The organism is Enterobacter sp. PTB, assembly GCF_051130085.1.
Taxonomy (GTDB): Bacteria; Pseudomonadota; Gammaproteobacteria; order Enterobacterales; family Enterobacteriaceae; genus Enterobacter; species Enterobacter ludwigii.
In genome coordinates this window covers 1-9,149 of the sequence record NZ_JBDKEE010000053.1, presented here as the reverse complement: position 1 = coordinate 9,149, position 9,149 = coordinate 1, and the positions used below count along the sequence as shown (strand labels likewise).

13 protein-coding genes and 1 pseudogene are annotated in these 9,149 nt (G+C 52.9%); 12 read left to right on the top strand and 2 right to left on the bottom strand.

Annotation, left to right across the window (positions count from 1 at the left end):
- Nucleotides 1-210 precede the first annotated feature (210 nt).
- From AAIR21_RS26950 to AAIR21_RS26930, 5 genes and pseudogenes are all read left to right on the top strand, one after another.
- A complete protein-coding gene (locus AAIR21_RS26950) occupies nt 211-444 on the top strand; it encodes a DUF905 domain-containing protein (RefSeq protein ID WP_422713189.1) in 234 nt (77 codons plus the stop codon).
- Between the two features lie 110 nt (nt 445-554).
- A complete protein-coding gene (locus AAIR21_RS26945) occupies nt 555-1,373 on the top strand; it encodes a DUF932 domain-containing protein (protein WP_434682713.1) in 819 nt (272 codons plus the stop codon).
- A complete protein-coding gene (locus AAIR21_RS26940) occupies nt 1,373-1,627 on the top strand; it encodes a hypothetical protein (RefSeq protein WP_337253162.1) in 255 nt (84 codons plus the stop codon). Before AAIR21_RS26945 ends, AAIR21_RS26940 begins: the two co-directional genes overlap by 1 nt.
- A gap of 16 nt (nt 1,628-1,643) precedes the next feature.
- Entirely contained in the window at nt 1,644-2,117 is a 474-nt protein-coding gene (locus AAIR21_RS26935; RefSeq protein WP_337253163.1) for an antirestriction protein, read from the top strand.
- A gap of 40 nt (nt 2,118-2,157) precedes the next feature.
- Nucleotides 2,158-2,493, top strand: a pseudogene (locus tag AAIR21_RS26930) (JAB domain-containing protein); the annotation flags it as partial.
- Nucleotides 2,494-2,618: 125 nt separating this feature from the next.
- Here the strand turns inward: AAIR21_RS26930 and ltrA are convergent.
- Complete coding sequence (gene ltrA, locus AAIR21_RS26925; RefSeq protein WP_337253338.1) at nt 2,619-4,097, bottom strand: group II intron reverse transcriptase/maturase; 1,479 nt, start codon at nt 4,095-4,097, stop codon at nt 2,619-2,621.
- 549 nt (nt 4,098-4,646) lie between these two features.
- Between ltrA and AAIR21_RS26920 the strand changes: the two genes are divergently transcribed.
- The 7 genes from AAIR21_RS26920 to AAIR21_RS26890 all read left to right on the top strand — a co-directional run bounded on the left by AAIR21_RS26920 (nt 4,647) and on the right by AAIR21_RS26890 (nt 8,921).
- Entirely contained in the window at nt 4,647-5,123 is a 477-nt protein-coding gene (locus AAIR21_RS26920) for a hypothetical protein (RefSeq protein ID WP_434682712.1), read from the top strand.
- A 50-nt stretch (nt 5,124-5,173) separates the two neighbouring features.
- Nucleotides 5,174-5,530 (top strand): type IV toxin-antitoxin system YeeU family antitoxin, encoded by a 357-nt coding sequence (locus AAIR21_RS26915; protein ID WP_064575265.1) that lies wholly within the window; start codon nt 5,174-5,176, stop codon nt 5,528-5,530.
- Between the two features lie 39 nt (nt 5,531-5,569).
- Nucleotides 5,570-5,962 carry a TA system toxin CbtA family protein gene (locus AAIR21_RS26910; RefSeq protein ID WP_115117176.1) on the top strand — a complete coding sequence of 131 codons (393 nt, stop codon included), beginning with the start codon at nt 5,570-5,572 and terminating at the stop codon, nt 5,960-5,962.
- Complete coding sequence (locus AAIR21_RS26905) at nt 5,959-6,450, top strand: DUF5983 family protein (RefSeq protein WP_434682711.1); 492 nt, start codon at nt 5,959-5,961, stop codon at nt 6,448-6,450. The genes AAIR21_RS26910 and AAIR21_RS26905 overlap by 4 nt, the downstream gene beginning before the upstream one ends.
- A gap of 209 nt (nt 6,451-6,659) precedes the next feature.
- Complete coding sequence (locus tag AAIR21_RS26900; RefSeq protein ID WP_434682714.1) at nt 6,660-7,505, top strand: DUF4942 domain-containing protein; 846 nt, start codon at nt 6,660-6,662, stop codon at nt 7,503-7,505.
- A gap of 74 nt (nt 7,506-7,579) precedes the next feature.
- Complete coding sequence (locus AAIR21_RS26895; protein WP_048795961.1) at nt 7,580-7,975, top strand: DUF6088 family protein; 396 nt, start codon at nt 7,580-7,582, stop codon at nt 7,973-7,975.
- Nucleotides 7,968-8,921, top strand: coding sequence for a nucleotidyl transferase AbiEii/AbiGii toxin family protein (locus AAIR21_RS26890; protein WP_042894331.1), 954 nt, complete (start codon nt 7,968-7,970; stop codon nt 8,919-8,921). The genes AAIR21_RS26895 and AAIR21_RS26890 overlap by 8 nt, the downstream gene beginning before the upstream one ends.
- 19 nt (nt 8,922-8,940) lie before the next feature.
- On the opposite strand, the gene AAIR21_RS26885 is transcribed toward AAIR21_RS26890, so the two are convergent.
- The coding region (locus tag AAIR21_RS26885) for a hypothetical protein (RefSeq protein WP_434682709.1) at nt 8,941-9,149 on the bottom strand (209 nt) is incomplete at its 5' end.

Genomic DNA, 9,149 nt, shown 5'->3' with positions numbered 1-9,149 from the left:
AACAGTTTGTGGAAGACCACTTTCGCGCAGAAGGTTATGACGAAGACAGCATTTACATCGCCAGACAGACGGCAACCCTGCTCGCTGGTGCCTTAATTGCGGCGCTGATGGAGCAGATACTGCAGCTTATCACCACACCAGGAGCCTCCCGTTGATGCCCTGCTCACTGAGCGGGGCATTTTGTTTTATGTCATTCATCAGGAGATGACGATGAACAACACCGACGATACCCCACTACCGTCCGGCCCGTTTACCCGCAGGCAGGCTGATGCCGCAGTCGCGGCGTACCAGAACGTCGCCATAGAAGATGACCAGGGGACGCATTTTCGGCTGGTCATCCGCGACCACGAGGGACAATTACTCTGGCGGGCGTGGAATTTTGAAGCCGGTGCCGGGGAATGGCTTAACCGCTATCTGCTCAGCCACGGTATCCCCGGGGACTGACTCACCACGGGCCTCGCCCGAATATCCGACACACCAACAGGCCATGTTCCCTCCGGGGCGCATGGCTTTTTTGTTTATGCCGTTAAATCAACCAACAAAGGAAATTAACCATGCGATTAGCCAGCCGTTTTGGTCGGGTGAACCAGATCCGCCGCGACAGACCGTTAACCCGTGAAGAACTGATGCAGGTCGTTCCCAGCGTCTTCAGTGAAGATCGCCACGAGTCCAGAAGCGAAAAATACGCTTACATCCCCACCATTACCCTGCTCGACAATCTTCAGCGTGAAGGCTTTGAACCCTTCTTCGCCTGCCAGTCACGCGTACGCGCCCCTGACCGCCGGGAGCACACCAAACACCTGCTGCGCCTGCGTCGTACCGGCCAGATAACCGGTCAGCAAGTACCGGAGATCATTTTGCTCAACTCGCATGATGGCTCCAGTTCATACCAGATGCTGCCTGGGCTGTTCAGAGCCATCTGCACCAACGGGCTCGTCTGCGGACAGTCGTTCGGTGAAATTCGCGTGCCGCACCGGGGCGATGTGGCCGGGAAAGTGATTGAGGGGGCGTATGAAGTGCTCGGCGTCTTTGATCGGGTGGAAGAGAAACGCGAGGCCATGCAGTCGTTACACCTGCCGCCACCGGCACAACATGCCCTGGCGAACGCCGCACTGACGTACCGCTTTGGCGAAGAGCACCATCCTGTCACAGCAACACAGATACTGGCGCCGCGACGGTATGAAGACCGGCAGGACGACCTGTGGACCGTTTATAACCGCATTCAGGAGTCTTTACTCAAAGGTGGCCTGCCGGGGCGCACTGCACAGGGAAAACGTACTCACACCCGCGCGATTAACGGTATAGATGGCGACGTTAAGTTAAACAGGGCGCTCTGGGTGATGGCCGAAGAGCTGCAGCAGGCTCTGAGCTGATGCAGCATGTGCCGGATGATGCCCGTCAGGCAGACGTTTATCCGCTTTCCCTGAATGAGGTTCCGGGTTGCCGCTCCCTCTCTGATGACGACCTGTGCGCCTGGTGCACACATCTTCTCTACCGACCCGGCGAACTCAGCCTCTGTCAGTTAAGCCTGGCCGACAGTATATGGCCCGCCTGTTGTGATGAGAACGGCTATGAGCAGTCCTGCCCGTCACTCCAGTTGAGCCTACATCTCCGTCCCGATAAATAAACAAGGAAAAACCAACATGACCGACATTATTAGCCTTAACGATAATATCCCGTTACTGCCACAGTCTGCTGCTAACAATGGCACATCGGCACTGACCGCTATCCTTGTCCCCGACGCTGACCGCCAGTCATTCTGGTTACAGCATTTTGGCGACATCCCGCAATGGCTCCGGATTGAGTCACCGATATTTTCCTGGCTCGACCTTTTGTGTAAGGACTACCACGGAGATTATTGGGAATTTTACGCCCTCAGTAACGGGGGCGCTTTTATTATTCCGTCCACCGAAGGTGAGTACGTACTCTTTAACGCACTGAACGGGAATGGTGCCACCGTCGGTCATGAGGCCGCCGGCATCATCGCCTGCCTGATGACCTACAGCCATCATGCCTGCAGTACAAAATGTGACGCGATGACGGAACACTACTACCGACTGCGGGATTACGCCCTTATTCACCCTGAGTCTAACGCCATTATGCGCATGATCGACTAACCCTTCACACGACCTACCTACGGAAACACCCATCATCATGATGAATATAACCCTATCCCCGTCAGTGACGGAACTGCCATTACCCACACAACGTACCATTCAGCGCGCGCTGGCGTTGCTGGAGTGCCAGCTACGCGAACCCGGCGCGTCATTTACGTCCAGTAATGCCGTCCGCGACTGGCTGCGTCTGCAGCTTGCCTCACTGGAGCGCGAAGAGTTTACCGTGCTCTTCCTCGATAACCAGCATCGCCTCATTGCTCACGAAACGCTCTTCACCGGCACCATCAGCCATACGCAGGTCCATCCCCGCGAAGTGGTTAAGGCCGGTCTGAAGCATAACTGCGCCGCTGTCATTGGTCGGGTAGCCAGGGCACATTACTGTGCCCCAGCCCCCTAAGAACCGGACTTGATGGTTTCCGCTCATCCGGCTCAAGCCATTTCTAAGTCCAACACCGCTGTTGAACCGGTCAGTTACAACAGGAACAAGGAGGATTAGGTGGGTTAGCGAAGTCGCCCGGCAGGTCCCTTGCGGACAGCGAAGTAAGGCCACCAGTCCGGGTCGTAAGGATTCGCCTCGGCCCGGATCTTGAGGTGGCGGCGGATTAGCGTTTTATCGGCACATGCCAGCAGCAGCCAGTCTCGTTTACTTCTTATCTTCACTTTCCCCATGTCAACCGCAAAACGCCAGCTTCTACCTTCGGCCCGATGCCAGTATCGGCAGAGGATCCAATAGGGGCCTTTATTCTGGTGTCTGCGTTTAGCCCATCGCCAAAGACAATGCCAGATCACATAATCCACTTTACGAAAGACGGATGAAGAAACAATGTGCCTGTGATACATACACCAACCAATGATCACCCGGTTGAGTGCGAAAATCAGGCTAGATTGTTCCGCCGTTCGGTTCAGGTGGATAATTTTGCGTACCTTATTAAGAAACGCCCTGACACTTTTCCTTGATGGGGTAACCAGCAATTTTCCGCGATATTTGCGCAAATGCTGGCCCAGAAAGTCGAATCCGTAGTCGATGTGAGTTATATGCGTTTTTTCCTCCGAGAGCTGTAAGCCTCGCTTGCGCATAAATTGCTCGACCAGCGGTCTTACTTCATTTTCCAGAACTTCTCGTGAGCATCCCGTGATAATGAAGTCGTCTGCATATCTTACGAAATTAACTTTCGGGTTATACCGTTTTGAACCACTGCCGATTCGCACGAAACGTGCTCTCAGCAGTGCTTCAAGTCCATCAAGCGCCATATTTGCTAACACCGGGGATATGATTCCGCCTTGCGGCGTCCCCTCCAGTGTTGGCTTTAGCGCGTGTTTTTCCATGTACCCCGCCTTTAGCCAGCGAGCCAGGATGGCTTTATCTGTTGGTATATTGTCCAGCATCCAGTCATGGCTGATGTTGTCGAAACATCCCACAATGTCACCTTCCAGTACCCAGACAGGCGAGCTTTTTCGGCTGAGTAACTTAAAACACTGCTCTATGGCGTCTGCCGTGGAACGTGCAGGCCTGAATCCGTAGGAGTTAACATCGGCAGTGGTCTCAGCGACAGGATCCAGCGCCAGCAAATAAAGTGCTTGCATGGCGCGGTCTTTCATCGTTGGGATACCCAAAGGCCGTTGTTTTCCATTGGATTTTGGTATGTAAACACGCCTTAGTGGTTGAGGCTGGTAACCTCTTCTTCGAAGTTCGTGTATGGCCTGCATTTTCGCTTCTGGTGTTTTCCACAGTCTGCGATCCACGCCAGAGGTGTCTTTCCCTTTGTTTCCTGTTACTCGTTTCACGGCCAAAGAGCGACCACTCAACGAATGGGTCAACAGCCATTGCAGAGCTTTCACTTTGCCATGGCGTCCTTCCCGTACTGCCTTGACGATACGTGCCTGCAGCCTCTTCACAGATTGTTCACAACGGGGCCAGTTTATTTGATCCCAGTCCGATGCTCTGTGGGAGGATGCACACACAACAGTTGTTGTGTTCATTTGCGTTTCCTTCTCTGGAGGTTCTACTGCTTTCTCGTCATGAATGACCAACTGGAAGTGGGCTTGCTTTCACAATAGTGCCATATTGTCTTTGATCGACTTAACACTTATCCCGACCATTACAGCCCGGCATTCGCTTTCTCCAGTCTCCTTTACCCCCTATCCCAACAGCGATCCTTACGAATACACCTGCCTGTTTGTGCAGGCGGAATATTGGGCTTACCGTGTTTCGAATGGAAGACACGAGTGGGTTAGCCTCTGCCCCTACACCGGCGGTTTGTTGTGTCCGTGTACTCCCAGCGCGCAGGGGGAGTAGCCAACCGCGTTGCCGTTTTGGCCCGAGCCTTGAACAGCATCTTGCGGCTCGTTAGACATTGACGATGCCTGCATGGCAGTTCACATATGTTAGACATACCACTCAGCCTAGCCCTTAAACCGCATGATGCTTGCAGTTACAACCCGTTCCTCACGGTCCCGGTTGTGCTGATGCACAGGTACATTGTCTCGACAGCTTCAGACCAAGCGGTTATCCTGGGCGTCGAAATTAATATGTACAGGGTACCTCTCCTGTCTGGCGGCAGTCGTCAGCACCGCTGTATCTGGTTCAGCGGCTTTTGCCATCAGGGAGAGGGGGCCTGCTTTGAAGGAGATTATGCTTACCAGCCGCAGGCCGTCTACCGGATCCGGGAACACTACCCTGAAGACGCAGACCTTCACCGGATTGCCGATTTACTGCAAGCCATTCAGTTGCACAACAGCGGTCAGCTTCATGCCACGATCCGCCATCACGGCCAGCATATCCATGAAAACTGTATGGCAGTCACGGTCGAACACCACAGCCCTTCCGGGCAGGACATGACCACAGACAGTGAAGCAGCGGTAACCGAAGCCATGCGGTTGCTGGCCCGCTGGTTATACGACTGGCTGGAAAGCGAATACAGCTGGCAGACCTCTCCCGCCATTGTTGACGACGACATCATCGACGCTAAATACACCTTCACCGCATCCGGTCAGCGCTTCGGCTGAACGGCATCACCTTTAACCTTTCCTGTATGACTTTTTAGCGAGGCTTAATAATGACCGATACACTCACGCCCCGTGTTCCCACGGACGCACCGCGCTGGGGTCTGCCGCGCGATACCACACCCTGTTTTGGCGCACGCCTGGTGCAGGAGGGCAACCGACTGCATTACCTGAATGACCGCGCCAGCATCACCGGAACCTTCAGCGAGGCGGATTTACGCCATATTGACCAGGCGTTTCCTCTATTGCTTAAGCAGCTTGAACTGAAACTGATCAGCGGTGAACTTACCCCACACCGCCAGCATTGTGTCACGCTACACGCGAAAGGGCTGACCTGTGAAGCGGACAGTCTCGGCTCCTGTGGTTATGTCTATATCGCGATTTACCCGACATCTGCACCTACCGCATAAACCCCGCAACACTTAACCAACGCTCAAAGAGAACCAGTAATGAGAATTTTACCTGTATCCGCAAAACGGGCGGCTGAGATTTGCCCGTCACCTGGTGTGTCAGCAGTGGCTGTGTGGCTGACCCTACTGACGTACCTGCTGGACCAGCACTACGGTCTAACGCTGAACGACACGCCGTTTGGCAATGACGGCGTGATCCAGGAGCATATCGACGCAGGTATCTCACTGTGTGACGCGGTGAATTTTATCGTGGAGAAATATGACCTGGTGCGTACTGACCGTCGTGGCTTCAGCGCAGAAACACAATCGCCACTTATCAGCAGTATCGATATACTTCGCGCCCGTCGTGCCACCGGGCTGATGAAACGTAGCGGTTACAGAGCCATCACCGATATCACCACCGGGCAATATTCACTGGAGTCCGGGCAATGAAAGTTAGTCTGAACATTGAAGCTGACGCCATCAACGTACTGGCCCTCAACATGGGCCGGATCGCCGTAGATATCGACGGTATTGAACTGGCCGAACTGATTGATGTGGTGAACCAGAACGGTTATTCGCTTCATGTTGCTGACGAGCCTGGAAAACTGGCCGTTGAAGATCCGCTCCCGCCCGTCACCCGCCTTAACGGCATCCAGTGTAGTACCGCCCATATCTCCGAGGCTGACAACAACCTGCTATTCGCTCTTTCGCATCAGCATGAAGACTTTGGTGACAGCGAGTGGATAAGCTATACCGGCTCAGGATATTTGATATATCTGGATGCGTGGCAGTACCCGGTGCTTCAGCTTAAGAAGCGGGGCCTGTCGAAAGCCTGTCGCCGCCTGCTCGTGGCGCTGATACGTCGTTACACTATCAGAGTCATCCATCTTGATGCCTGTGGTGAAGTGCTGCCAGGCTTCGCCACCTTTGACTGGTAACTCATACCTCCAATCTTCACAAGTATTCGCATGCCTAAATTTACCACGGAAACAGCCCTCAATATTCTGATTGACTGGCTGCTGGACGTTCGCGATCTGCAGCTTCTGCAACACCCCAGAACAAATTAGCCACCGAACCCCACTCATCACACACGCATAAGCGCCAGCCCTCACCGGCTGGCGTTTTGCTTTACATAAGGAAAAAAATGATGTCAGAACTTACCCTCACAGAACCCGACGTTTTAACCGGCCACACCGATGTGATTTGCTCGACCAGTATTGAACGTATCGTCACAGGACGTAACGCCGCACTGACGCAGATTGAAGCGTTGATCCTCCAGCTTGACGATATTTCGACACTGACCCGCAGTATCGGCGGCAAAACCGCCCTGGACTGGGCCATGAAGCAGGACTTCCGCTGCGGCTGCTGGCTGATGGAAAAAAGAGAAGCGGCGATGAAAGCCATTACACGCAATCTCGATCGCAGTATTTGGCGGGATTTGATGAAGAAGTCGGGGATGCTAAGCCTGATGGACGCTCAGGCGCGTGACCAGTGGTACAACAGCCTGGAAAAGGATGACATTCCTGCCGTTAGCGAAGCCAATATTCTCAGCACCTTTGAGCAACTGCATCAGAGTAAAGGTGACGTATTTGAACGAGGCGTCATTAACGTGTTCAAAGGGCTGTCCTGGAATTATAAAACCAATAGCCCCTGCAAATTTGGCGGAAAAATCATCGTGACAGGGCTGGTCAAATGTGACCGATGGGGATTTGGGCTTAACTGGGGCTGGCAGCGGGATCGGTTAGCCGACCTTGAACGCATGCTCATGATCCTTGATGGAAAGCCTGCTCCCGACAACCGCGCCGATGTTACCCGTCGCCTGGGCGATCATATCCATGCTAATCGGCACAGCAATCGTTACGAGGACGAGATGTTTGCAATCAAATACTTTCAGAAGGGGACGGCCCATATCACCTTAAAGCGGCCAGAGCTGGTCGATAAGCTGAATGACATCATCGCCCGGCACTATCCCGGAGCTCTGGCAGCAAGGTAATATGCCTGTCGTGTGTTTGCTGTTAAATATGTCGTATTTTTGCTATGATTGAAAAACAAACAGAGGAGGAAAACATGACGACCAAAGCCCGTATACAGTCACGACTGAAACGTTCGAAGCGCTATGTTTTCACTCGTGATGATTTCAAAGACATTGCTGGCTACGATCAGGTTGGCAGAGCATTGCGTGCCCTGGTTAAAGAAGGCGTGCTGTTGAAAGTCGGTTATGGCGTGTACACCAAGGCCCGCCGCAACAGTATCACCGGTAAGCTGATGCCAGCATCGCCCGGTGGTTCCGCTGCAGTGATCGTCGAAACGCTGGATCGACTGAAGGTACGTTATCGCGTTACCGACGCAACACGGGCATATAACAGCGGTAAGTCTACTCAAATCCCTGTTTCGGCAGGGATAAAAACACCATCACGTTTTAAACGCGTGTTGTCGGTAGGAAACAGTAAACTGAATGGATAATCTCAACACTCTTTTTTCTGAGGTAGCTGACGCACTTGGTATTGAGTCTGTCGCCATTGTGGAAAAAGATCACTATATCGTTGAGCTTCTGGCTCTGCTTAAGCCATTGTCGTTCGATACTCACCAGCTGGTTTTCGCTGGCGGTACTGCCCTGGCAAAATCCGGGGTGGCGCTGAACCGCATGTCAGAAGACGTGGATATCAAACTGGTTCCAGGCGCTGACTTTCTGGCGCTTTCGCGCTCCGGGCGAAAAGCCAGCCGTAAAGCGGTTATCCAGTCAATCACTGACGCAATAACCGCTACCGGTATGTTCAGCGTTGATGATGACCAGAAAGTGACCCGGGATGAGTATCGTTACAATGACATTCCGGTTCGTTATCCTCAGCGTCTGGCACAGGAACCCTGTCTGCGGCCTTTCATCAAACTGGAGCTGATGGAATCTGATTTGCTGGAGTCAGCAGAAGTACGGGATATTCACTCGCTGGTAACCGAGATGACGAAAAGACCACATATCGTTCAGGCATTCCCTTCCGTCACCGTAACCAGTACACAAGCAGAGAAATTAGTGGCGATGTTGCGACGAACAGCCGCTGTCACCCGCAATGTTGAACGTTTTGACGATACCACGCTGGTTCGCCATATCTACGATACATGGTGCATTGTGAACGTCGGGAATGTCGACATAGCACAGCTTACTGCTTTTGTTGAGAGAACTATCGATCAGGATATCCAGCGTTACGGCAACCAGTATCCACAATTTTGCGACTCGCCTGTGACAGAGCTGAAAATGGGCCTGGAGGAACTGACAAACAATCCTGTACATCAGGATCGTTACCAGAAATTTGTTGCTCCGATGGTATTTGGCAAACAAGTCGCCTGGACGGAGGCTTATGGCTGCTTCAGACAAGTGGCGCTTTCCATTTTAAATGCCCTGCCAGTAAGGTAGCGTGAACCAGTTCCTCTCTTCAATGCAGGACACCCGAGATATCAACAGGGTGCTTGCAGAACCAGGTGACCATCAGCCGTTGGATGTCCTTTGATTGTGCTCTCGTCAGAGGTAACATCCAGGTTAATCGGGAATCGAATGAAGGAATCGAATCCATGATTTCAGGAAGTCCAAAATCAGTAACCTTTCTCTTCTGAAACTCCCGCCAACAACCAGCGAAACCATTAC

Excerpts from the sequence above, each read along its gene's own strand:
- AAIR21_RS26920 (WP_434682712.1), top strand. The coding sequence starts at position 4,647 with ATGTACAGGGTACCTCTCCTGTCTGGCGGCAGTCGTCAGCACCGCTGT.
- AAIR21_RS26890 (WP_042894331.1), top strand. The coding sequence starts at position 7,968 with ATGGATAATCTCAACACTCTTTTTTCTGAGGTAGCTGACGCACTTGGT.
- AAIR21_RS26915 (WP_064575265.1), top strand. The coding sequence starts at position 5,174 with ATGACCGATACACTCACGCCCCGTGTTCCCACGGACGCACCGCGCTGG.
- AAIR21_RS26940 (WP_337253162.1), top strand. The coding sequence starts at position 1,373 with ATGCAGCATGTGCCGGATGATGCCCGTCAGGCAGACGTTTATCCGCTT.
- AAIR21_RS26905 (WP_434682711.1), top strand. The coding sequence starts at position 5,959 with ATGAAAGTTAGTCTGAACATTGAAGCTGACGCCATCAACGTACTGGCC.
- AAIR21_RS26935 (WP_337253163.1), top strand. The coding sequence starts at position 1,644 with ATGACCGACATTATTAGCCTTAACGATAATATCCCGTTACTGCCACAG.
- AAIR21_RS26910 (WP_115117176.1), top strand. The coding sequence starts at position 5,570 with ATGAGAATTTTACCTGTATCCGCAAAACGGGCGGCTGAGATTTGCCCG.
- AAIR21_RS26900 (WP_434682714.1), top strand. The coding sequence starts at position 6,660 with ATGTCAGAACTTACCCTCACAGAACCCGACGTTTTAACCGGCCACACC.
- AAIR21_RS26945 (WP_434682713.1), top strand. The coding sequence starts at position 555 with ATGCGATTAGCCAGCCGTTTTGGTCGGGTGAACCAGATCCGCCGCGAC.
- ltrA (WP_337253338.1), bottom strand. The coding sequence starts at position 4,097 with ATGAACACAACAACTGTTGTGTGTGCATCCTCCCACAGAGCATCGGAC.
- AAIR21_RS26895 (WP_048795961.1), top strand. The coding sequence starts at position 7,580 with ATGACGACCAAAGCCCGTATACAGTCACGACTGAAACGTTCGAAGCGC.
- AAIR21_RS26950 (WP_422713189.1), top strand. The coding sequence starts at position 211 with ATGAACAACACCGACGATACCCCACTACCGTCCGGCCCGTTTACCCGC.